Below are 22,072 nucleotides of genomic sequence, written 5' to 3' on the forward strand. Positions count from 1 at the left end.
AAGGGCGCCCGCCCGGTTGGTCTCCAACCGGGCGGGCGCCCTTCTCGTTCGTCCCCAGGCGCGCTACGCGCTCTTCTCGTGGCGCCCGTCGTTCTTCACGATCCGCGGCTCGCGCGGGACCAGGGTCGGGTTGACGTTGTTGTGGACCACGTCCGAGGTGATGACGACGCGGGCCACGTCCTTGCGGGACGGGACCTCGTACATCACGGACATCAGGACCTCTTCCATGATCGCGCGCAGGCCCCGCGCGCCCGTGCCGCGCAGGATCGCCTGGTCGGCGATGGCCTCGAGCGCCGGGCGGTCGAAGTCCAGCTCCACGCCGTCGAGTTCGAAGAGCCGCTGGTACTGCTTGACCAGCGCGTTGCGCGGCTCGACCAGGATCTGGAGGAGCGCCTCGCGGTCGAGGTTGTGGACCGAGGTCAGCACGGGGAGGCGGCCGATGAACTCGGGGATCATCCCGAACTTCACCAGGTCCTCCGGCATGACCTCCTGGAACTGGTCGCTGGCCTCGATCTCCCGCTTGGAGCGGATCGTCGCGCCGAAGCCGATGCCCTTGGCGCCGGCCCGGGACTCGATGATCTTCTCCAGGCCCGCGAAGGCGCCGCCCACGATGAACAGCACGTTCGTCGTGTCGATCTGGATGAACTCCTGGTGGGGGTGCTTGCGCCCGCCCTGCGGGGGCACGGACGCCGTGGTGCCCTCCAGGATCTTCAGCAGGGCCTGCTGCACGCCCTCGCCGGAGACATCGCGCGTGATCGACGGGTTTTCGCTCTTCCGGGCGACCTTGTCGATCTCGTCGATGTAGATGATGCCCGTCTCGGCCTTCTTGACGTCGTAGTCAGCGGCCTGGATGAGCTTCAGGAGGATGTTCTCGACGTCCTCGCCGACGTAGCCCGCCTCCGTCAGCGCCGTCGCGTCGGCGATGGCGAACGGGACGTTGAGCATCCGGGCCAGGGTCTGGGCCAGCAGGGTCTTGCCCGAACCCGTGGGGCCCAACAGCAGGATGTTGGACTTGGCGAGCTCGATCGCGTCGTCGCGGCCCTGGGCGCCGCCGTTCTCGCCGGCCTGGACGCGCTTGTAGTGGTTGTAGACCGCTACGGAGAGCGCCTTCTTGGCGGGCTCCTGGCCCACCACGTAGCTCTCCAGGAACTCGTAGATCTCGCGCGGCTTGGGCAGTTCCTCCCACCGCACCTCGGAGGACTCGGCGAGCTCCTCCTCGATGATCTCGTTGCAGAGATCGATGCACTCGTCGCAGATGTACACACCGGGGCCTGCGATGAGCTTCTTCACCTGCTTCTGGCTCTTCCCGCAGAACGAGCACTTGAGCAGGTCGCCGCCATCACCGATGCGTGCCACGAGGTGCTTCCCCTTCGCCTGGGAGACGCCACGTTCAGCGGCTCCTGGTGCCTCATATCCGACGGTACCTTGCCTGGCCCCCCGTTCGGGCCCCCCTTGGCGCGGTTCACTTCGACGGGGGCCGTCGAGTGCACCGCGCCAGGGGCTCCGGCTGCGTCAGGCTGCCGCGGCCGACGTCGTCTTGCGGGTCGACACGATCTGGTCGACCAGGCCGTACGCCAGGGCGTCCTCGGCGGTGAGGATCTTGTCCCGCTCGATGTCGTCCCGGATCTTCTCGATGGGCGTGGTGGAGTGCTTGGCGAGCATCTCCTCCAGCTGGGTGCGCATACGCAGGATCTCGTTGGCCGCGATCTCCAGGTCGGAGAGCTGCTCACGGCCGGTCTGCGAGGACGGCTGGTGGATGAGCACGCGCGCGTTGGGCAGCGCCATGCGCTTGCCGGGGGTGCCCGCGGCGAGCAGCACGGCGGCGGCGGAGGCCGCCTGGCCCATGCAGACCGTCTGGATGTCGGGCTTCACGAACTGCATCGTGTCGTAGATGGCCGTCAGCGCGGTGAAGGAGCCGCCGGGGCTGTTGATGTAGATCGAGATGTCGCGGTCCGGGTCCATCGACTCCAGGCACAGCAGCTGCGCCATGACGTCGTTGGCGGAGGCGTCGTCGATCTGCACGCCGAGGAAGATCACGCGCTCCTCGAACAGCTTCGCGTACGGGTCGTACTCGCGCACGCCCTGCGAGGTGCGCTCGACGAAGCGCGGCACGATGTAGCGGTTGTCCACCTGCGGGCCGGTGTAGAGGCCGCTTGCGGAGAGGTTGTTCTGCATGTCGGGGTTCACCATCCTGGTGGCGTTCGGTGGGCTCTGGGGCTTCGGGGCCGGGGCTGGGGTCCCCCGGCTCGCACGGAGCCGGGGAGAGGGGCTCAGGCCCCGGTGCCGCCGCCGCCCGGAACACCGGCCGCGTGGGCCATGATGTCGTCGATGAGGCCGTACTCCTTGGCCTCCTCCGCCGTGTACCAGCGGTCGCGGTCGCCGTCGCGGATGATCGTCTCGACCGTCTGGCCCGAGTGGTGGGCGGTGATCTCCGCCATGCGCGTCTTGGTGCGCAGCAGGTACTCGGCCTGGATCTTGATGTCCGAGGCGGTGCCGCCGATGCCGGCCGAGCCCTGGTGCATCAGGATGTCGGTGTTCGGCAGGGCGAAGCGCTTGCCGGCGGTGCCGCCGGTGAGCAGGAACTGGCCCATCGAGGCCGCCATGCCCATACCGATCGTGACCACGTCGTTCGGGATGTACTGCATGGTGTCGTAGATCGCCATGCCGGCCGTCACCGAGCCGCCGGGGCTGTTGATGTAGAGGTAGATGTCCTTCTCCGGCTCGGCGGCCAGGAGGAGCAGCTGCGCGGTGATCTTGTTGGCGATGTCGTCGTCGACCTGCTGGCCGAGGAAGATGATGCGCTCGTTGAGCAGCCGGTTGTAGACATGGTCGCCGAGGCCACCACCGAGGGACGGCTCGCCGGCGGCGTAAGGCATCAGATTCGTCACGTATCCACCTGCTCGTCTCTGACGGCTTCGGCCGTCTCAGCGTCTTCGTTCAGAGGGCGGGGCCTTTGGGGCCGACTCGTCACCGGCTGACTCCACCCCCGTATTCATGGACCCTAACGCGCAGGTAGGACAACGCCATCCCGGTTCCCGAACTGTTCGCTCGGAGCGCAAGGTGGTTGAAGCGCGGGCCCGTACGGAACCGGCCACGCCCCGGCGGGGCGGACGGCTGGTCCGGGTACGCGAAGGGGCCCGGACGCTGCTGCGTCACGGGCCCCTCCTCACGTACGTCGTCCGTGGTCAGACGGTGCCTGGCGGACGGGGTCCGACCGAAGCCAGGGCCTCGGCCGGACGGGGTCGGACCGGGGCTCAGGCCTCGGTCTTCTCCTCGGCGTCGGCCTCGGCGGCGTCGGCCTCGGCGGCCTCGACCTCGGCGGTCTCGTCCTCATCGTCCTCCAGGTCGACGGTCTCACCGTTGGTGTCGACGACCTTGGCGGCCTCGACGACCACGGCCAGCGCCTTGCCGCGGGCGACCTCGCCGACGAGCATCGGCACCTGGCCACCCTCGACGACGGCCTGGGCGAACTGGTCGGGGGACATGCCGGAGGAGGCGGCACGGCGCACCAGGTGCTCGGTGAGCTCCTCCTGGTTGACGTTCAGCTTCTCCTTGTTGACGAGCTCGTCGAGGATGAACTGCGTCTTGATGCCCTTGACGGCCGCTTCCTCGGTCTCGGCGTCGAACTCTTCCTGCGTCTTGCCCTGGATCTCCAGGTACTTCGCGAGGTCGAGGCCCATCTGGCCGAGCTGGTGGTGCTCCAGGTTGTGCTTGCGGGTCTGGATCTCGTCCGCGAGCAGCTTCTCCGGGATCGGCACCTCGGTGATCTTGAGCAGCTCGTCGAGCACGCGCTCCTGGGCCTGGGTGGCCTGGTCGAACTGCTTCATGTTCTCGAGGCGCTTGCGGCTGTCGGCCTTGAGCTCGTCGAGGGTGTCGAACTCGGAGGCGAGCTGCGCGAAGTCGTCGTCCAGCTCCGGCAGTTCACGCGCGGCGACCTGGGTGACCTTGACGCTGACCTCGGCGTCCTTGCCCTCGGCCGAGCCGCCCTTGAGCTGCGAGGTGAAGGTGGCCTCGCCACCGGCCTCCAGGCCCTTGACGGCCTCGTCGATGCCGTCGAGGAGCTCGCCGGAGCCGATGGTGTACGAGACGCCCTCGGCGACGCCGTCCTCCAGGACCTCGCCGTCGACCTTGGCCTCCAGGTCGATGGTGACGACGTCACCGTCGGTGGCGGCGCGCTCGACCGGGGAGGTCGAGGCGAAGCGCTCACGCAGGTCCGAGACGGCCTTCTCGACGTCCTCGTCGGAGACCTCGACGGCGTCGACGGTGACCTCGATGCCCGAGTAGTCCGGGATCTCGATGGTCGGGCGGATGTCGACCTCGGCGGTGAAGTTCAGCGTCTCGCCGTCCTTCAGCTCCGTGATGTCGACCTCGGGCTGGCCGAGCGGGTTCAGCTCGGCCTCGTTGACCGCCTCGGTGTAGAACTTCGGGAGGGCGTCGTTGACGGCCTCCTCCAGCACAGCACCACGGCCGAACCGCTGGTCGATGACGCGGGCCGGGATCTTGCCCTTGCGGAAGCCCTTGACCGTGACCTGCTGGTTGATCTTCTTGTACGCCGCGTCGAGGCTGTCCTTGAGCTCCTCGAAGGGCACCTCGACAGTGAGCCGAACCCGGGTCGGGTTCAGGGTCTCCACGGCGCTCTTCACGGTTCGGTCTCCTTGTGGCTGACTTCTGGGGGTTCTACCCGGTGGCCGACGGCCGCGGGCGGATCGGGCCCGGTTCCTCGGATTCGTCAGACACACGGGCACGCAGCTTGCATAGTAACCGCAAGCGGGATGCCACCCACAATGTGATCTTGTGCGCGGAGATCGCGAAGGCGCTGATGGCGAGAGTGCGCGGGGCGCGCCGGGCAATCTCGGAGGGCGCGCTGATCCGCGCTGATCGAGCGGGTAGGACGCGCTGGTCGGGGTGGCGGGATTTGAACCCACGGCCTTCCGCTCCCAAAGCGGACGCGCTACCAAGCTGCGCCACACCCCGTCGGTGCGACACGTAGGGTACATGCCCGCGGGGAATACGTCGGCCGCTTTCCGCGGCGGGCCGCGCGGCCGGAGGCGGTGTGCACGCGCGGGGGGTGAACCGCTACGATGCTCTTCGTGCCGCGGTCATTCCTGACCTGCGACGCGACGCACGCGGGCGTAGCTCAATGGTAGAGCCCTAGTCTTCCAAACTAGCTACGCGGGTTCGATTCCCGTCGCCCGCTCCACGGCCTCGGGCCCGGTGACTTCCTCACCGGGCCCGAAGTGTTTTCCGCACCGGGCCCGGTGCCTTCCGGAACTCGCCTCGGCTCAGAACTTGATCTGGTTGATCGTGTCCGCCAGTGAGTTCAGGAAGCGCTGTATCGACGGCGCCATTCCGGTCGAGGCCATGAAGAACCCGAAGAGCGCGGCGACTATGGCCGGGCCGGTCTTGATGGAGCCGCCGCGGATCATCACCACGAGGACGATCGCCAACAGCAGCACCACAGACAGTGAAATGGCCACAACTGATCACACCCTTGGTCGGTCCGCCTTGCCGGCCCGGAATGTGCCGCCGAGCACACCCCGCACGCTCCATCGTGCCACCAACACCCCTTGAGATGCTGCCGCCTGACACATAGCCAAGGTATGCATCACCCCAAACGTGCGTACGGGTCCGGGAGTCCGAGGAGTGCGTGGACGGTGGCGTACTTGTGGGTGAGGCGGGTACGGGTGGGTCCGTCGAGGGCGGCGAGGCGGGCGGGGTCCGCGTTGTGGGCCAGGTCGGAGGCCTTGACCAGCAGCGCACCGGGGGTGGCGAGGATCCTGGCGGTGTACGCCGCCAGGTCCTCGCCGGGCTCCTTGGTGAGCGCCAGGACCATCTCCCGTACGCCGGGAGCCAGTTCCGCCTCCGCCAGCCACTGGCGTGTCAGCGCCCCGTCCTCCACCGAGTCGTGCAGCCAGGCCGCCGCGATCTGGGCCTCGCTGCCGCCACGCGCGCGTACGCCCTCGGCGACGGCCGCCAGGTGTTCGGTGTACGGGCGGCCCGCCTTGTCGGTCTGGGCGGCGTGGGCCGCCCGCGCGAGCGCCTCGATCTCGGGGAGTGTGAGCATGCGGCTCAGCGTAGGGCCGCGCGGGCCGGCAGCGCCGTGGCGGCGAGGCCCAGCCCCAGGACGCCGGCCGCGAACGAGGCGTACAGGAAGGGCGGGATGTACGGGTTCTCGCCGGTCAGGCCGTTCATCATCGGGATGAGCGTGGCCAGCGCGATCGCCGTGCCCAGCACCAGGCCCGCCGAGGTCACCAGCAGGGCCTCCCAGCGGACCATCCCCATGACCTGGCGGCGGGTGGTGCCGATCAGGCGCAGGGTGCCGAGCTCGCGGCGGCGGTCCAGGACGGTCATGACCAGCGTGTTCGCGGCGGCGATGGCCGCGAAGCCGCCGAGGACGGCCGCCATGGTGGTGTTGGCCCAGGCGTTCAGGTCGCGGTCGACGCTCTTGGCGGTGGCGTAGCCGGCCGCGTCCGTGACGGTGCCGAGCGGGGCGAGCGCGGCGGCCCGGACGCTCCCCTTGAGCAGGAGTTCGGTGGGGGCGCCGACGGTCGTCGTGTGGGGGGCCAGATCGCGCTGCGGGAGCGTGATCTGCGACAGTCCCAGGCCCCGGTCGTACGTGGCCACGAGCTTCGGGGAGGCCTTGGCGCCGTCGGGCAGGACCAGGTCGACCCGGCCGCCGACCCGTGCCTTCAGATCGCCCGCCAGGGTCTTGTCGAGGGCGACCGTGCCGGGCACCAGGGCGTCCAGGGAGCCGGTGCGCACGCCCAGGTCCTGGACCCGGGCCAGGTCGGCGCCGGTGCCGGTGAAGCCCTGGGTGGAGACCGACTGGAGGCTGCCGCCGGTGCGGACCAGGACGGACGTCCGGGTCAGGCCGACCGCCGTGTCGACGCCGGGCGTGGCCTTCGCCCGCGCCACCGCGTCCGAGGCGAGGCCGTCCGGCCCGGTGACGACCCGGTCGGCGACGAGGCCCGCCCGCTGCTGCTTCCCGGTGACGTGGTCCTCGCTGGTGTGCATGAAGACGAGGGTGGAGGAGAACGCCATGGCCAGCACGATCGGGGTGATCGCGGAGGCCAGCCGACGGGCGTTGGTACGGGAGTTGGCGGCGGCCAGCGAGGCCGGGGCGCCCGCCGCGCGCAGCGGCAGGCCGAACAGTGTGGCGCAGGCGCGGGCGATCAGCGGGCCGAGCAGGGCGACGGCCAGCATGAAGAGCATGACCACGCCGAGGGCCGCGTTGGCGGAGTCCTCGCCCTTCTCGGAGGCGGCCACGCCCGCGAAGGCGATGCCGCCGCCGAGGGCCGCGAGGCCCAGCGGCGTACGGATCCAGCCGATCCGCAGCCGCTCCACGGACGCGTCCCGCAGCGCCTCGCCGGGCTTGACGCGGGAGGGGCGGCGGGCCGCCATGTACCCGGCGAAGAGCGAGGTCAGCACGGCCGCGCCGGCCGCCGCGACCATCGGGATCCAGGACACCGACAGGTCCACGGCCGACGGGATCGCGCCCTTGTCACGCAGCTGCCCGAACCACCAGGTGGCCAGTGCCACGCCCGGGACGCAGCCGAGCGCGCCCGCGAGCGGGGCGACCAGCAGGGTCTCGGTGGCGATGGTGCGCCGGATCTGGCGCGGGGTGGCGCCGATGGCGCGCAGCAGGGCGTACTCGCGGCGGCGCTGGCCGACCGAGAGGGTGACGGTTCCGGCGGCGGTGAAGACGGCGACCATGGTGGCCATGCCGCCGAAGGAGCCGCCGAGCCCGCTCAGCATCTCCTTGGCGAAGGCGAGCCCGCGCGTCTCGACGGCGCCCCGGTCGTCCCCGGTGTGCACCTCGGCCGCGTCCCCGAGCCGCTGGGCGACCTGGTCGGCGAGGGCGGACGCGGTGACGCCCGGCTTGGCGAGCACGGCGATGGCGTCGGCCTTGCCGGGGTGCCCGGAGAGGGCGAGGGCCTGGGTGTCGTCGAACCACACCGTGCCGGGGCTGTGAGTGGTGCGGCTGTCGGCGGTACCGGAGACCGTGAACTGGCGGGTGCCGGAGGGGGTGTCGAGGGCGACCCGGTCCCCCACGGCGGAGCCGCCCCCCGTCACCACCTGGCCGCTGCGGGGCGCCTTGCCGGAGGTGAGCTTGGTACCGGTGAAGGAGGCCGAGCCCCAGCCGTGTGCGGTGCCGGGCGTATTTCCCGTACGTACGGGAAAGGAGACGTCCGCGATCGCCCTGGCGGCGCCGGGCGCGGTGGCCGCGCGGGCGGTGAGGGCGGCGTCCAGCCGCGCCTTGTCCGGCAGCGGGACGGACTCGGTCTCGCGGTCCTCGCCGCTGCCGGTGGTGTAGTGCGCCTGCTGGTCGGCGGCGGCGATCACGGGGGCGTTCGCGTACCGCTCGGCCGGGACGGACGCGCGCACCCCGGTCTCCAGGAGGATCCCGCACGCGGACACGATCATCGCGGCCATGAAGAGGGCGACGAAGGTGCCGACGAAGGCGGACGGTTTGAAGCGGATCGCTGCGCGGGCGAGGCCGTTGGGGCGGGGGGTCATGGGGGGTCACCTCTTGTTGTGCGTGGATGTGTGCGGGTGCGTGGGCGCCTGCGGCGGGCGAATCCCCACCCCGCCCCTTCCCGAAAGCCCTCTGGCGGGCGGCCGGGGGCTTCGCCCCAGCGGACGTCTTTTGTCTGCGGGCCGTGCTGGGTTGCTCGCGCAGTTCCCCGCGCCCCTGGGCACCTAGGGGCGCGGGGAACTGCGCGACCAGCCATCCACGGTCCGCAGACGAACGACAGGCCGTCCGCCGAGGACTTTCGGGAAGGGGCGGGGTGGGGGACTTACGCCGCCATCCCGGCGTACGCGGCCGGTCGAGCCGTCAGCGCCGTCATCCGGGACGCGATCTGCCCGGCGGTGGCGCCCGTGAGCGCGTCGACGATCCCGCCGTCCGCCAGGAACAGCACCTGGTCGGCATAGGCAGCGGCGCCAGGGTCATGCGTGACCATGACGACAGTCGCCCCCAGCCCGTCCACCGCGTTCCGCAGCAGCGCCAGCACCTCCGCCGCCGTCGTCGTGTCCAGCGCCCCCGTCGGCTCGTCCGCGAACACCACGTCCGGCCGGGTCACCAGCGCCCGGGCGATCGCCACGCGCTGCTGCTGCCCGCCGGACAGCTCACCGGGCCGTCGCCGCCCCTTCCCCGCCAGCCCCACCTGCCCCAGCAGCTCCTCGGCTCGGCGGTGGTCCGGGCGCCGCCCCGCGAGCCGCATCGGCAGCACGACGTTCTGCTCGACCGTCAGCGACGGCAGCAGGTTGAACGCCTGGAACACGAATCCGAGCCGGGCCCGGCGCAGTTCGGTCAGCTTGTTCTCGCTCATTCCGGTGATCTCGGTCCCGCCGAGCCGCACGGAGCCGTCCGTGGGCCGGTCGAGCCCCGCCGCGCACTGGAGGAACGTCGACTTGCCCGAGCCCGAGGGCCCCATCACCGCCGTGAAGCTGCCGCGCGGCAGCCGGAGGTCTATCCCGCGCAGGGCGTGTACGGCCGCGCCGCCCTTCCCGTACTGGCGCCGCACCCCGCGCAACTCCACGGCCCAGCCGGGGTCGCCCTCGACGCCCTCGACCGGTGTTGCCCGCCGCTTGCTCCGTCGCAGTGCCATCGCCCTGACCTCTCCTCGTTCGTACGAGCCGTTGCCCGATGCCTCGAAGTTACGGATCCGGGCAGGTCGGAGGCGATGGCGGTGACCGGCGGATCGGAGGTGGGGCCAGCCCCACCCCCGTACGGGAGTTGACCCGTTTCCCCTCGCGGGGAGAGATCGAATGGTTACGCTCAGCAATGTGACCCAAGTAACCCGCGAGCCCCCGGGAGGCCGCCGTGGTGAACATCCGCACGCTGGATCCGAGCGCGTCGCCGCTGGACTATTACGGGGCGGAGTTGAGGAGGGAGCGGGAGCGGGCCGGGATGACGCAGGAGCAGTTGGGCTCGGTCATCTTCTGCGCGGCTTCGCTGATCGGCCAGGTCGAGACGGCGAACAAGGTCCCGACAAGGAACTTTTCGGAGCGCATTGACGCTGCGCTGGGTACGGAAGGTCGCTTCTCGCGGCTAGTGGGGCTGGTGTTGCGCAGCCAGCTGCCGACGTGGTTCCAGCCGTATGCAGAGATGGAGTCGCAGGCGACGTACATCAGCACCTTCCAGGCGCAGGTGGTGTACGGCCTGTTGCAGACGAAGGGGTACGCGAGGGCCGTGCTGGGCGCGCACGATCCGACAGACCTCGAAACAGTGGTGGCCGCTCGACTCGAACGCCAGCGGATCCTGGAACGGGACAGTCCGCCGGTGCTGTGGGTCGTACTCGACGAGGCCGTTCTGTGCCGTGAGGTAGGCGGAAAAGCAGTCATGCGAGATCAGCTCGCTTACCTGCTGAGCGTTTGCAGCCGTTCGTGGATCTACCTCCAGGTGCTGCCCTTCTCTGCTGGCGAACACCCGGCAACCCGAGGCTCGTTCAACCTCCTACGGGCTGACGACCACCCAGACCTGTTCTACGCGGAGAGCTACGACACCGGGAACATGACCGCCAACCCGCAAGTGATCAGGGAGCGTTCGGTCGGATACGCTCGCCTGCAAGCCGCTGCCCTCTCTCCCGAGGACTCGGCTGCACTGATCGCTCGCGTAATGGAGGATCGTTATGGGGACCAGTCAGGACCTGGCGGACGTGCAGTGGCGTAAGTCCTCGTACAGCGGCGGTGGCGGCGGCGACTGCGTAGAGGTCGCCGAGGTCTCCCACCTCGTCGCCATCCGCGACTCCACGCGGCCCGAGGGCGCCGCCCTCACCGTCAGCCCGGGCGCGTTCGGCGCGTTCGTCGACAGCCTTACGCGTCACGCCTGATCAGGAGCAGCGCACGGTCGTCGTTGACGTCCTTCGCCACCGCCTCGATCAGGTGCCACGCCGCGCCCTCGAAGCCCGTCGTGACATAGCGGTCGGCCTCGCCCGTGAGGCGGTCGATGCCCTCCGCGATGTCACGTTCGGCCGTCTCGACCAGGCCGTCCGTGAACAGCATCAGTACGTCGCCGGGGCCGAGTGAACCCTTCACCGGGTGGAACTCGGCCCCGTCGTACACCCCGAGCAGCGGCCCCTCCCCCGACACCTCGCGCCAGCGGCCGGAGCCCGCCTGGAGGTGGAGGGCGGGAAGGTGTCCGGCGGAGAGCAGTTCGTAGTCGCCGGAGTCCAGGTCCAGGACGAGGTGGATCGAGGTCGCGAACCCCTCGTCCCAGTTCTGGCGGAGCAGATAGCCGTTGGCGGCGGGCAGGAAGCCGTGCGGCGGGAGCGAGCCGAGGAGGCCGCCGAAGGCGCCGGAAAGGAGAAGGGCGCGGGAGCCCGCGTCCATGCCCTTGCCGGAGACGTCGGTGAGGACGACTTCGAGGGTGCGGTTCCCGTTCGTACGGGCGGCCACCACGAAGTCGCCGGAGAAGGACTGGCCGCCGGCCGGGCGCAGGGCCATCTCGCGGTGCCAGCCGCGCGGCAGCCGGGGCAGGGCGGACTGGACGCGGATGCGTTCGCGCAGGTCGAAGAGCATGGTGCCGCCGCGCCGCCAGGGCACGCCGACGCGGGCGCGGAACTGGGCGATGAGGAGGCCGAAGAGGCCGCAGGCGGCGACGACCAGGACCGTGCCGGGGGTGACCCTGGCGGGGCCCTCGGTGTACGGGCCGAGCTGGACGGACTCGACGATCAGCGCCAGGGCCGCGGCCGCGTACAGACCGAGCAGGCTCGCGGGGCGGAGCAGGACGCCGCCCGCGACGATCGGGAGGGCGAGCGCGCCGGGGGCGCACCAGACCGGTGAGACGAGGGTCGCGGCGGCGATGGCGGGCACGGTGAGGAGGAGGCCCGCGAGGGCGATCCAGTCCGAGCCGTCGCCCCGGAAGTAGTCGACCCCGGACTTGCGCAGGGCTATGCGTGCCCGGTGCGCGGACTTTCGCCACCGGGCACTGAACGAATCCGCTCCCACGCGTCGTGCCATTGCCGGTGACCCTATCCAGCGGACGCGCGCGTGCGCAGGGGGACCCCTCTGGCAGTACGTTCGAAATCGGGTCGACCGGATCACATACCCGCTGGTAGTCATGGCGTATGACTGTGGACGTACGTGCTCTGGACCCCGCCGACTTCGACCAGTGGTACGGGGCGGTGGAGAGAGTGTTCGGGGGCGTACCGGAGGAGCCGGAGCTGGAGGCCTTCTGGCGCACGGTGATCGACCCGGCGCGCTGCCTGGCGGCGTACGACGGGCCGACGGTCGTCGGGACCACGCAGACCTTCGCGCTGCCGGTGGAGGTGCCGGGCGGTGGCCTCGTACCGACCGGGGCGATCAGCGCGGTGGGGGTCGCGGCGACGCACCGCCGGCGCGGGATCCTGCGGTCGATGATGTGGGCGCAGCTGGACGTCCTGCACGAGGAGGGCGTGCCGCTCGCCGTGCTCACGGCGTCGGAGGCCGGGATCTACGGCCGGTTCGGGTTCGGGCTCGCCACCCAGCAGATGGCACTGGAGATCGACTCCTCCCGGGTCCGGGTGGAGGTGCCCGGGGACGGGGACGACGTCACGTTGCGGTACGTGCCGGTCGACGAGGCCGCGTCGGTGTGCGAGGCGGTCTACGGGCGTGCGGCGGGCACGCGCGCGGGTCGGTTCCTGCGTACGCCGGGCTGGGAGCGGCATCCGCTGCTCGACCCCGTGGGGTTCCGGGACGGCGGCTCGCCCGCCCAGTGCGTGCTCGCCTCGCGGGGCGGGGAGGTCGTGGGGTACGTCCGCTTCCACACCAAGCCGGTGTGGGACGCGGCGGGGCCGAAGGGGGTCGTGACGCTGCGGGACATCGGCGCGGACGACCCGGCGGTGTACGCCGTTCTGTGGCGCTTCCTCTGCGACATCGACCTGACGTCGACGGTCAAAGCGGGCAACCGGCCGGTGGACGACCCGCTGCTGCACCTCGTGTCCGATGTGCGGCGGTGCGGGGTGCGGGTGCGGGACGGGATGTATGTGCGGCCGGTGTCGGTGGGGGACGCGCTGGCCTCCCGGACCTATTCCGTTCCGGTGGATGTGGTGTTCGAGGTGGCGGATGCGTTCTGTGGGTGGAACGGGGGGCGGTGGCGGTTGAGCGGGGACTCGAAGGGGGCGGTGTGCTCGCGCACGGCGGATGTGGCTGATGTTTCGCTGTCCGTACGCGAGCTTGGTGCGGCGTACCTGGGAGGCGTGTCGCTGGCGTCCCTCGCGGCGGCGGGCCGAGTCAGGGAGCTCCGGGAGGGGGCCCTGACGGAGGCGTCCGTGGCCTTCACTACGCCGGTGGCGCCGTGGCTCCCCCACGGGTTCTAGGCCCCACCCCACCCCTTCCCGAAACCCTCCGGGGGTGAGTCGTTCGTCTGCGGACCGTGGGTGGCTGGTCGCGCAGTTCCCCGCGCCCCTAACTACCTAGGGGCGCGGGGAACTGCGCGAGCAACCCAGCACGGTCCGCAGCCGAAAGACAGGCCGCTCGCCGGAGAGCTTTCGGGAAGGGGCGGGGTGGGGAAAAATCAGGCCGGTTGGCAGCCGGGGCACCAGAACAGGTTGCGGGCCGCCAAGGCCTCCGTGCGGATCGGCGCACCGCACACGTGGCACGGCAGGTTCGCCCGGCGGTACACGTACACCTCACCCCCGTGGTCGTCCACCCGAGGAGGCCGCCCCATCGCCTCGGGCGTGTGCTCGTCCCGCACCGTGTCGATCCGGTTCAGCCGCACCCCCTCCCGCATCAGCACCACCAGATCCGCCCACATCGCGTCCCACTCGGCACGCGACACATCCCGCCCCGCCCGGTACGGATCCACGCCGTGGCGGAACAGGACCTCGGCCCGGTACACGTTCCCCACCCCGGCCAGCACCTTCTGGTCCATCAGCAGCGCCGCGATCGTCGTCCGGCTCCGTGAGATCCGGGCCCACGCCTTCTCGCCGTCGTCGGCGGGACGCAGCGGATCCGGGCCGAGGCGGTCGTGTATCGCCTGTTTCTCCGGAGCGGTGATCAGCGCGCACGTCGTCGGACCGCGCAGGTCCGCGTAACCGGTGTCGGCGACCAGGCGGAGTCGGATCGTCTCCGTCGCCGGCGGCGGCGCCCCCGCCCCCAGCGCGTACTTGCCGAACAGGCCCAGGTGGACGTGGATCCAGCCGGCCCCGCCGAACCCCAGGAACAGGTGCTTGCCGTGCGCCTCGGCGGACGTCAGCACCTGGCCGTCCACCAGCGCCGCCCCGTCCGAGAACTTCCCCTGCGGGCTGGACGCGCGTACGACACGGCCGCCGAACCACTGCTCGTGGTCGGCGGCCAGTCGGTGAATCGTGTGACCCTCGGGCATCAGGCCAGGTCAGTCCTGCTGGGGGTGGTGGGCGGGGATCTCCGGCAGCACGCCCGTCGTCTCGTACTCGGACAGCATCTCGATGCGGCGCGTGTGGCGCTCCTCACCCGAGTACGGCGTGTTCAAGAAGATCTCGACGAACTTCGTCGCCTCCTCCTGGGAGTGCATCCGGCCGCCGATCGAGATCACGTTGGCGTCGTTGTGCTCGCGGCCCAGCGCCGCCGTCTGCTCGCTCCAGGCGAGGGCCGCCCGTACGCCCTTCACCTTGTTCGCGGCGATCTGCTCACCGTTGCCGGAGCCGCCGATCACGATGCCCAGCGAGTCCGGGTCGGCGGCCGTCTTCTCTGCGGCGCGCAGGCAGAACGGCGGGTAGTCGTCCTGGGCGTCGTAGATGTGGGGACCGCAGTCGACGGCCTCGTGGCCATGGGCCTGGAGCCATTCGACCAGGTGGTTCTTGAGTTCGTATCCGGCATGGTCTGAACCGAGGTACACGCGCATGACCCCGAGTGTGGCATGCGATCCGCCGGGCAGGGTTCATCGGGGTGAGGACCTTCGTCCCTACGACTGATGACCTTGTTCCTCCCGACTTGTGCCGTTGTGCCCCTCATCACGATTCGGAGTCAGGCCTTCCGTACCTGGGAGTACCGGGCTTCAATGCGTTGGTTCGTAACCCGAGCGACCCTTAGACCTAAGGATTCGTCCATGACCTCGCAACCCTCCCTTGCGAAGGAAGACGGCCGACCGGGCGATCCCGGAACGTCTGACTCCACCGTCGGCACCCCGCACGGCGCAGGCGGCCTCCAGGCCGGTCTCAAGAACCGTCATCTGTCGATGATCGCCATCGGCGGCGTCATCGGAGCCGGGCTGTTCGTCGGCTCCAGCTCCGGCATCGCCGCCGCCGGTCCCGCCATCCTGCTCTCGTACGCGCTCGTCGGCACGATGGTCGTGTTCGTGATGCGCATGCTGGGCGAGATGGCCGCCGCACGGCCGACCTCCGGCTCGTTCTCCGCGTACGCCGACCGCGCGCTCGGCCGCTGGGCCGGCTTCTCCATCGGCTGGCTCTACTGGTTCTTCTGGGTCGTGGTGCTCGCCGTCGAGGCGACCGCCGGAGCGAAGATCCTGCACGGCTGGGTCGGCGGGGTTCCGCAGTGGGGCTGGGCGCTGATCGTCATGGTCGTGCTGACGGCCACCAACCTCGTCTCCGTCTCCTCGTACGGAGAGTTCGAGTTCTGGTTCGCCGGGATCAAGGTCGTCGCCATCGGCGCGTTCGTGGTGATCGGGCTGCTCGCCGTCTTCGGCATCCTGCCCGGCTCCGACAACCCCGGTGACGGGTTCGCGCATCTGACGGACGCGGGCGGCTTCATGCCGAAGGGCGCGGGAGCGATCCTCACCGGCGTCCTGATGGTCGTCTTCTCCTTCATGGGCAGCGAGATCGTCACCCTGGCCGCCGGTGAGTCCGAGGACCCGCAGCGGGCCGTCACCAAGGCCACGAACAGCGTGATCTGGCGTATCGGCGTCTTCTACCTGGGCTCGATCCTCGTCGTGCTGACGCTGCTGAAGTGGAACGACCCGGCGATCGTCAAGGACGGCTCGTACGTCGCCGCGCTGAACTCGATCGGCATTCCGCACGCCGGGCAGATCATGAACGTGATCGTGCTGACCGCGGTGCTGTCCTGTCTCAACTCCGGCCTGTACACCGCCTCCCGGATGGCCTTCTCGCTCGGCCAGCGCGGTGACGCGCCGCGCGCCTTCGCCCGTACCAACGCGCGGGGCGTGCCGCAGGCGGCCATCCTCTGCTCGGTCCTCTTCGGCTTCGTCGCCGTCTTCTTCAACTACAAGTGGCCCGACACCGTCTTCGACTTCCTGCTCAACTCCTCCGGCGCGGTCGCGCTGTTCGTGTGGCTGGTCATCTGCTTCACGCAGCTGCGGATGCGCGGGATCATCCTGCGCGAGACGCCGGAGAAGCTGACGGTGAAGATGTGGTTCTTCCCGTATCTGACGTGGGCGACGATCGCGATGATCTCGTTCGTGCTGGTGTACATGCTCACCGATGACGCCGGGCGCAAGCAGGTGCTGCTTTCCCTGCTGGTGGCGGCTGTCGTCGTCGCCATCGCACTGGTGCGGGACTTCGTGCAGCGGGGTGCGGTGGCGTCGGGCGCCGCCCAGCCCGTGGCTCAGCCCGTCGCTCAGAGCGGTGTGAACGAGGAAGTCACCGCGGAGTAGGTGCGCAGGGCCTCGTCCTCGGTGGCGGCCAGGTACCAGATGTTGACCTGGTACGACTTGCCGCCCTCGTCGAAGCCCGTCTGGCGGGCCTTCCACGGGTCGCCGTCCTGCGTGAAGTAGTAGTCCCAGACCACGGCCGGTCGGCCGTTGAAGGTGGTCCGCTCCAGCCGGATGTTCCGGTAGCCCGGGACGTCGTGGGAGCCGCGTTCGGCCTCCTGCCACTGGGTCATGAGATCGCCGCCGCGTACGAGTGCGTACGAGGCGGCGATCTCCTGTTTTCCGCCGGGGGCGTGGTAGTGGATGTTGGACGGGCTCTTCGCGGTCCGCGTCCACCCCTGCGGGGGCGCCCAGGCGAAGCCGGTCTCGCCCCTGGTGCCGGGGGGCGGGGTGGTGGGGGGCCTGGAGGTGCCGGCGACGGTGGGGGCGGTCTCGGGCGTGCCGGGGTCGTGGGTGGCGGCCAGGACGACGGCGGTGGTGGTGGCCGCGGCCAGGGCGAGGGCGGCGCCGATGGCTGTACGGCGACGGATGCCCCTCCCCGCCCCTTCCCTGAACCCTCCGGGGGTGGGGGCGGGTCGAGGTGGTTTCCCGGGGGCTCCGCCCCCGGACCCCGGCGGGGGCTCCGCCCCCTGCACCCCTGGCGGGGCTCCGCCCCTGCACCCCGGTTGGGGCGGGGGCGGGGAACTTGCGAAGCCGCGTCCTCGTCGGGGCTTCGCCCCTGGACCTCGGCGGGGGCTCCGCCCCCTGCACCCCTGGCGGGGCTGCGTCCCTGCACCCCCGCCGAGCAAGATAGCCAGCCGCGACCCTCCCGCCCGAACCCCAACGGCCCGGCCGCCCGCCCCCCAACACAAAACCCCGCCCCCGCCCAGCCGGACGGAAACGGGGTTCTGCTTGGAACGGGTGGAACTGGTGGAGCTGTTCGCCGCACCCGCGTGGCGAACGCAGGCCGCGTGCGGCGGTGGTGCTGGTACCGGGTGGGAGCGGAAGAGAGGGCCCGCTGGGTCCCGTCCGGTGGTTGATCAAGTGGTCAGCCTTGGAGGCCGGCCGGGCGAGCGGCCCGGGGGCCGGTCACTCGGGACAGGGCTCAGGCAGCCTTGAGGGTGGCGACCTTGGAGGCCAGCGCCGACTTCTTGTTGGCGGCGGCGTTCTTGTGGATGACACCCTTGCTGACAGCCTTGTCCAGCTTCTTGGAGGCGGCGCGGACAGCCGTGTCGGCCGCCTCGACGTCGCCGGCCAGGACAGCCTCGCGGGCCTTGCGGATCGCGGTCTTGACCTCGGACTTGACGGCCTTGTTGCGCAGGCGCGCCTTCTCGTTGGTCTTGTTCCGCTTGATCTGGGACTTGATGTTCGCCACGAAAGAGCCTTTTCAGGTTCGATGTATCAGAGATGTGTCAGACAGCTGTGGCGCTCGCCGCTGAGAGGGCAGACGAGGCACAGCTGCCCAGGTTACCAGCCGTCCAGCTGGCGGCCCAAACCGAGCGCAGTCCCGTTCCCATGGGACGATGGGGGCTACGTATCGATCCGACATCGCCCGAGACGAGACGCCCGGCGTCTCAAGAATCAGGACCCTGCGTGCCCGCGACTCCTCCCCACGTGCCCGAGCCGAGCCGTACCGACCCGGCTCTGATCCGCAATTTCTGCATCATCGCGCACATCGACCACGGCAAGTCGACCCTTGCCGACCGGATGCTCCAGCTGACCGGTGTGGTCGAGCAGCGGCAGATGCGCGCCCAGTACCTCGACCGCATGGACATCGAGCGTGAGCGTGGCATCACGATCAAGAGCCAGGCCGTCCGGTTGCCGTGGGCTCCCACCGAGGGGGTCGACCAGGGGCGGACCCATATCCTCAACATGATCGACACCCCGGGGCACGTGGACTTCACGTACGAGGTGTCGCGGTCGCTCGCGGCCTGTGAGGGCACCGTCCTGCTCGTCGACGCCGCTCAGGGCATCGAGGCGCAGACCCTGGCCAACCTCTATCTGGCGATGGAGAACGACCTCACCATCGTTCCCGTCCTCAACAAGATCGACCTGCCGGCCGCGCAGCCCGAGAAGTTCGCCGAGGAGCTGGCGAACCTCATCGGCTGCCAGCCCGAGGACGTGCTGAAGGTCTCCGCCAAGACCGGTGTCGGCGTGGACGCGCTGCTCGACCGAGTGGTGCGCGACGTGCCCGCGCCCGTCGGCGTGGCCGATGCCCCCGCCCGCGCGATGATCTTCGACTCGGTCTACGACTCGTACCGGGGCGTCGTCACGTACGTCCGGGTCGTCGACGGGCAGCTCAACAAGCGCGAGCGGATCCGGATGATGTCGACCGGGGCGACGCACGAGCTCCTGGAGATCGGCACCAACTCGCCCGAGATGCTGCCCGCCGACGGGCTGGGCGTGGGCGAGGTCGGCTATCTGATCACCGGTGTGAAGGACGTCCGCCAGTCCAAGGTCGGTGACACCATCACCTCCCTGCACCAGGGCGCCACCGAGGCGCTCGGCGGATACAAGGACCCGAAGCCGATGGTCTTCTCGGGTCTGTATCCGCTGGACGGGTCGGACTACCCGGACCTGCGCGAGGCCCTCGACAAGCTCCAGCTCAACGACGCCGCGCTGGTGTACGAGCCGGAGACCTCGGCCGCGCTGGGCTTCGGCTTCCGCGTCGGCTTCCTCGGTCTGCTGCACCTCGACGTGATCCGCGAGCGCCTGGAGCGCGAGTTCGGGCTCGACCTCATCGCCACCGCGCCGAACGTGGTCTACCGGGTCGTCCTGGAGGACGGCAAGGAGGTCACCGTCACCAATCCGAGTGAGTTCCCCGAGGGGAAGATCTCGGACGTGTACGAGCCGGTCGTGCGTGCCACGATCCTGGCCCCTTCGGAGTTCATCGGCTCGATCATGGAGCTGTGCCAGACCCGGCGCGGCACCCTGCTCGGCATGGACTACCTCTCCGAGGACCGGGTCGAGATCCGCTACACGCTGCCGCTCGCGGAGATCGTCTTCGACTTCTTCGACCAGCTGAAGTCGAAGACGCGCGGCTACGCCTCGCTCGACTACGAGCCCACCGGCGAGCAGTCCGCGAGCCTGGTCAAGGTCGACATCCTGCTGCACGGCGACAAGGTCGACGCCTTCTCGGCCGTCACCCACAAGGACGCGGCGTACGCGTACGGGGTGCGGCTCGTCGCCAAGCTGCGCGAGCTGATCCCGAGGCAGGCCTTCGAGGTGCCCATCCAGGCCGCGATCGGCTCCCGGGTGATCGCCCGCGAGACCATCCGCGCCATCCGCAAGGACGTCCTCGCCAAGTGCTACGGCGGTGACATCTCCCGTAAGCGGAAGCTGCTCGAGAAGCAGAAGGAAGGCAAGAAGCGGATGAAGATGGTCGGTTCCGTGGAGGTTCCGCAGGAGGCCTTCATCGCGGTGCTGTCCAGCGACGAGTCTGCGAGCAAGAAGAAGTGACCGGCGAGTAGCCACCCTGTGCCGCGACGGACCCCCGCTCTTCGGAGTGGGGGTCCGTTCGTTATGAAACCACCTTCCGCTGCCCCTTACGCGCCGGGCGGGAGCGCTCTACTCTGATCACGGCCCGATGGTTACTCGCCAGTTAAACAAGAAGCAGCCGCAGCCCTGCCGCAGGCCAGCCCGGAGGACGTCGTGAGCGATACACACACCTTGATCGAGAACCGGCCACCGTCCGTGGCGGCCCTCTTCGTCCAGCGCGTCGAGGCCACCCCGGACCTGGAGGCCTACCGCTATCCGGTGCCGGCGGCGGACGGCCAGGGGCCCGACGAGTGGAAGTCGCTGAGCTGGGGCCGGGCCGCCGAGCGGGTCTACGCCATCGCGGCCGGGCTCGCCGATCTGGGTGTGACCTCCGAGCAGCGCGTGGCGCTCTCCTCCTCGACCCGGATCGAGTGGATCCTCGCGGACCTCGGGACGATGTGCGCGGGTGGCGCGACCACCACCATCTATCCGCAGACCAACGCCGAGGAGTCCGCCTACATCCTGGGCGACTCCGAGAGCCGGGTGCTCTTCGCGGAGAACGCGGCCCAGCTGGCCAAGGCCCGGGAGCGCCGCGCCGAGCTGCCCGAGCTCCAGCACGTCGTGGTCTTCGACGCGGCCGGCGCCGAGCCGGTCGAGGCCGACCCCGAGGGCTGGGTGCTCACCCTCGCCGAGCTGGAGGCGCGCGGCGCCGCGTATCTGGAGAAGCACCCGGACGCGATCAAGGAGCGGATCGCGGCGATCACCTCCGACCAGCTCGCCACGCTGATCTACACCTCCGGGACGACCGGCCGCCCCAAGGGCGTGCGGCTGCCGCAGGACAACTGGTCGTACATGGCGAAGGCCATCGCGGCGACCGGGCTGATCAGCGGCGAGGACGTGCAGTACCTCTGGCTGCCGCTGGCGCACGTCTTCGGCAAGGTGCTGACCTCCGGGCAGATCGAGGTCGGCCATGTGACGGCCGTCGACGGCCGGGTCGACAAGATCATCGAGAATCTGCCGGTCGTCCAGCCCACCTATATGGCCTCGGTGCCCCGGATCTTCGAGAAGGTCTACAACGGCGTCGCCGCCAAGGCGCGGGAGGCCGGCGGGGCCAAGTACAAGATCTTCCAGTGGGCGGCCGAGGTGGCCCGCGAGTACGCGAAGACCACCCAGGACAACTTCCGGCGCACCGGCCGGGCGAGCGCCCCCTTCGGTCTCGCCGCCAAGCACAAGGTCGCGGACGCGCTGGTCTACTCCAAGATCCGTGAGGCGTTCGGCGGCCGGCTGCGCGCCGCCGTCTCCGGCTCGGCCGCGCTCGCCCCCGACATCGGCTTCTTCTTCTCCGGCGCCGGCATCCACATCCTGGAGGGCTACGGCCTCACCGAGACCAGCGCCGCCTCCTTCGTGAACCCGGGCGAGGCCTACCGCACCGGCACGGTCGGCAAGCCGCTGCCCGGCCTGGAGGTGCGCATCGCGGACGACGGCGAGATCCTGCTGCGCGGCCCCGGCATCATGGAGGGCTACCACAAGCTGCCCGAGAAGACCGCCGAGGTGCTGGAGTCGGACGGCTGGTTCCACACCGGCGACATCGGCGAGCTCTCGCCGGACGGCTATCTGCGGATCACCGACCGCAAGAAGGACCTGATCAAGACGTCGGGCGGCAAGTACATCGCGCCGGCGGAGGTCGAGGGCCAGTTCAAGGCGGTCTGCCCGTTCGTCTCCAACATCCTGGTGCTCGGCGCCGACCGGAACTTCTGCACCGCGCTGATCGCCCTGGACGAGCCCGCGATCCTGGGCTGGGCCAAGGACCACGGGATCAGCGGCTCGTACGCCGAAGTCGTCGCCGACAAGGAGACGGTGGCCCTGATCGAGGGCTATGTGAAGCGCCTCAACGAGGGGCTTCAGCGCTGGCAGACCATCAAGCAGTTCCGGCTGCTGCCGCGTGACCTCGATGTGGAGCACGGCGAGCTGACGCCCAGCCTCAAGCTGAAGCGGCCGGTCGTCGAGCGCCAGTACAAGGACCTGATCGAGGACATGTACTCGGGCTCGCGCGAGGCCTAGCCGTACGGGAGCCGTCTCCGGGAGTCG

At 70.1% G+C, this 22,072-nt stretch carries 19 protein-coding genes and 2 tRNA genes; 7 read left to right on the forward strand and 14 right to left on the reverse strand.

Annotated features, from left to right (window positions below; all coding sequences use genetic code 11):
- Window positions 1-63: 63 nt before the first annotated feature.
- The 5 genes from clpX to ABD236_RS09695 form a co-directional block, all read right to left on the reverse strand.
- Window positions 64-1,356, reverse strand: coding sequence for an ATP-dependent Clp protease ATP-binding subunit ClpX (clpX, locus tag ABD236_RS09675; RefSeq protein ID WP_067158960.1), 1,293 nt, complete (start codon window positions 1,354-1,356; stop codon window positions 64-66).
- Between the two features lie 156 nt (window positions 1,357-1,512).
- Entirely contained in the window at window positions 1,513-2,175 is a 663-nt protein-coding gene (locus ABD236_RS09680) for an ATP-dependent Clp protease proteolytic subunit (RefSeq protein ID WP_188278089.1), read from the reverse strand.
- Between the two features lie 95 nt (window positions 2,176-2,270).
- Window positions 2,271-2,888, reverse strand: a complete 618-nt coding sequence (locus tag ABD236_RS09685) for an ATP-dependent Clp protease proteolytic subunit (protein ID WP_101388308.1) — start codon at window positions 2,886-2,888, stop codon at window positions 2,271-2,273.
- Between the two features lie 366 nt (window positions 2,889-3,254).
- Complete coding sequence (tig, locus tag ABD236_RS09690) at window positions 3,255-4,643, reverse strand: trigger factor (protein ID WP_344072448.1); 1,389 nt, start codon at window positions 4,641-4,643, stop codon at window positions 3,255-3,257.
- Between the two features lie 254 nt (window positions 4,644-4,897).
- A tRNA-Pro gene (locus tag ABD236_RS09695) sits at window positions 4,898-4,974 on the reverse strand.
- Window positions 4,975-5,126: 152 nt separating this feature from the next.
- Here ABD236_RS09695 and ABD236_RS09700 point away from each other — a divergent pair.
- Window positions 5,127-5,200, forward strand: a tRNA-Gly gene (locus tag ABD236_RS09700).
- 82 nt (window positions 5,201-5,282) lie between these two features.
- Here the strand turns inward: ABD236_RS09700 and ABD236_RS09705 are convergent.
- The 4 genes from ABD236_RS09705 to ABD236_RS09720 all read right to left on the reverse strand — a co-directional run bounded on the left by ABD236_RS09705 (window position 5,283) and on the right by ABD236_RS09720 (window position 9,611).
- Window positions 5,283-5,477 carry a hypothetical protein gene (locus ABD236_RS09705; RefSeq protein ID WP_067159004.1) on the reverse strand — a complete coding sequence of 65 codons (195 nt, stop codon included), beginning with the start codon at window positions 5,475-5,477 and terminating at the stop codon, window positions 5,283-5,285.
- 128 nt (window positions 5,478-5,605) lie between these two features.
- Window positions 5,606-6,064 (reverse strand): HD domain-containing protein, encoded by a 459-nt coding sequence (locus ABD236_RS09710; RefSeq protein ID WP_344072451.1) that lies wholly within the window; start codon window positions 6,062-6,064, stop codon window positions 5,606-5,608.
- A gap of 5 nt (window positions 6,065-6,069) precedes the next feature.
- The gene (locus tag ABD236_RS09715; protein WP_344072453.1) at window positions 6,070-8,517 is read right to left on the reverse strand and encodes an ABC transporter permease; all 2,448 of its coding nucleotides are present in this window, start codon (window positions 8,515-8,517) and stop codon (window positions 6,070-6,072) included.
- Window positions 8,518-8,798: 281 nt separating this feature from the next.
- A complete protein-coding gene (locus ABD236_RS09720; RefSeq protein WP_344072455.1) occupies window positions 8,799-9,611 on the reverse strand; it encodes an ABC transporter ATP-binding protein in 813 nt (270 codons plus the stop codon).
- A gap of 215 nt (window positions 9,612-9,826) precedes the next feature.
- On the opposite strand from ABD236_RS09720, the gene ABD236_RS09725 reads away from it, so the two are divergent.
- Entirely contained in the window at window positions 9,827-10,675 is an 849-nt protein-coding gene (locus ABD236_RS09725) for a helix-turn-helix domain-containing protein (RefSeq protein ID WP_344072457.1), read from the forward strand.
- A complete protein-coding gene (locus tag ABD236_RS09730) occupies window positions 10,635-10,835 on the forward strand; it encodes a DUF397 domain-containing protein (RefSeq protein ID WP_344072459.1) in 201 nt (66 codons plus the stop codon). Before ABD236_RS09725 ends, ABD236_RS09730 begins: the two co-directional genes overlap by 41 nt.
- Here the strand turns inward: ABD236_RS09730 and ABD236_RS09735 are convergent.
- A complete protein-coding gene (locus ABD236_RS09735; protein ID WP_344072461.1) occupies window positions 10,819-11,964 on the reverse strand; it encodes a PP2C family protein-serine/threonine phosphatase in 1,146 nt (381 codons plus the stop codon). The genes ABD236_RS09730 and ABD236_RS09735 overlap by 17 nt on opposite strands.
- A gap of 107 nt (window positions 11,965-12,071) precedes the next feature.
- On the opposite strand from ABD236_RS09735, the gene ABD236_RS09740 reads away from it, so the two are divergent.
- Window positions 12,072-13,301 (forward strand): GNAT family N-acetyltransferase, encoded by a 1,230-nt coding sequence (locus ABD236_RS09740; RefSeq protein WP_344072463.1) that lies wholly within the window; start codon window positions 12,072-12,074, stop codon window positions 13,299-13,301.
- A 197-nt stretch (window positions 13,302-13,498) separates the two neighbouring features.
- Here ABD236_RS09740 and ABD236_RS09745 read toward each other — a convergent pair whose 3' ends face one another.
- Together ABD236_RS09745 and ABD236_RS09750 are read right to left on the reverse strand one after the other, a co-directional pair.
- Window positions 13,499-14,308 (reverse strand): Fpg/Nei family DNA glycosylase, encoded by an 810-nt coding sequence (locus ABD236_RS09745; RefSeq protein ID WP_344072465.1) that lies wholly within the window; start codon window positions 14,306-14,308, stop codon window positions 13,499-13,501.
- Window positions 14,309-14,317: 9 nt separating this feature from the next.
- The gene (locus tag ABD236_RS09750) at window positions 14,318-14,806 is read right to left on the reverse strand and encodes a ribose-5-phosphate isomerase (protein WP_344072467.1); all 489 of its coding nucleotides are present in this window, start codon (window positions 14,804-14,806) and stop codon (window positions 14,318-14,320) included.
- A gap of 204 nt (window positions 14,807-15,010) precedes the next feature.
- On the opposite strand from ABD236_RS09750, the gene ABD236_RS09755 reads away from it, so the two are divergent.
- A complete protein-coding gene (locus tag ABD236_RS09755) occupies window positions 15,011-16,531 on the forward strand; it encodes an amino acid permease (RefSeq protein ID WP_344072469.1) in 1,521 nt (506 codons plus the stop codon).
- On the opposite strand, the gene ABD236_RS09760 is transcribed toward ABD236_RS09755, so the two are convergent.
- Together ABD236_RS09760 and rpsT are read right to left on the reverse strand one after the other, a co-directional pair.
- Window positions 16,495-17,163 carry a hypothetical protein gene (locus tag ABD236_RS09760; protein ID WP_344072471.1) on the reverse strand — a complete coding sequence of 223 codons (669 nt, stop codon included), beginning with the start codon at window positions 17,161-17,163 and terminating at the stop codon, window positions 16,495-16,497. The genes ABD236_RS09755 and ABD236_RS09760 overlap by 37 nt on opposite strands.
- Window positions 17,164-17,612: 449 nt before the next feature.
- Window positions 17,613-17,882: a 30S ribosomal protein S20 gene (rpsT, locus tag ABD236_RS09765; protein WP_344072473.1), complete on the reverse strand. Its 270-nt coding sequence runs from the start codon at window positions 17,880-17,882 to the stop codon at window positions 17,613-17,615.
- Between the two features lie 218 nt (window positions 17,883-18,100).
- Between rpsT and lepA the strand changes: the two genes are divergently transcribed.
- Together lepA and ABD236_RS09775 are read left to right on the forward strand one after the other, a co-directional pair.
- Window positions 18,101-19,966 (forward strand): translation elongation factor 4, encoded by a 1,866-nt coding sequence (lepA, locus tag ABD236_RS09770; protein WP_344072476.1) that lies wholly within the window; start codon window positions 18,101-18,103, stop codon window positions 19,964-19,966.
- Between the two features lie 192 nt (window positions 19,967-20,158).
- On the forward strand, window positions 20,159-22,045 hold the full coding sequence (locus ABD236_RS09775; protein WP_344072478.1) for an AMP-dependent synthetase/ligase: 1,887 nt from the start codon (window positions 20,159-20,161) through the stop codon (window positions 22,043-22,045).
- The last annotated feature ends 27 nt before the right edge of the window (window positions 22,046-22,072 follow it).

It is taken from the genome of Streptomyces crystallinus, assembly GCF_039521265.1.
Taxonomy (GTDB): Bacteria; Actinomycetota; Actinomycetes; order Streptomycetales; family Streptomycetaceae; genus Streptomyces; species Streptomyces crystallinus.

Bases quoted from the DNA above. Each gene is read 5' to 3' on its own strand.
- ABD236_RS09680 (WP_188278089.1), bottom strand. From the start codon at position 2,175: ATGCAGAACAACCTCTCCGCAAGCGGCCTCTACACCGGCCCGCAGGTG.
- ABD236_RS09710 (WP_344072451.1), bottom strand. From the start codon at position 6,064: ATGCTCACACTCCCCGAGATCGAGGCGCTCGCGCGGGCGGCCCACGCC.
- ABD236_RS09715 (WP_344072453.1), bottom strand. From the start codon at position 8,517: ATGACCCCCCGCCCCAACGGCCTCGCCCGCGCAGCGATCCGCTTCAAA.
- ABD236_RS09720 (WP_344072455.1), bottom strand. From the start codon at position 9,611: ATGGCACTGCGACGGAGCAAGCGGCGGGCAACACCGGTCGAGGGCGTC.
- ABD236_RS09730 (WP_344072459.1), top strand. From the start codon at position 10,635: ATGGGGACCAGTCAGGACCTGGCGGACGTGCAGTGGCGTAAGTCCTCG.
- ABD236_RS09735 (WP_344072461.1), bottom strand. From the start codon at position 11,964: ATGGCACGACGCGTGGGAGCGGATTCGTTCAGTGCCCGGTGGCGAAAG.
- ABD236_RS09740 (WP_344072463.1), top strand. From the start codon at position 12,072: ATGACTGTGGACGTACGTGCTCTGGACCCCGCCGACTTCGACCAGTGG.
- ABD236_RS09745 (WP_344072465.1), bottom strand. From the start codon at position 14,308: ATGCCCGAGGGTCACACGATTCACCGACTGGCCGCCGACCACGAGCAG.
- ABD236_RS09750 (WP_344072467.1), bottom strand. From the start codon at position 14,806: ATGCGCGTGTACCTCGGTTCAGACCATGCCGGATACGAACTCAAGAAC.
- ABD236_RS09755 (WP_344072469.1), top strand. From the start codon at position 15,011: ATGACCTCGCAACCCTCCCTTGCGAAGGAAGACGGCCGACCGGGCGAT.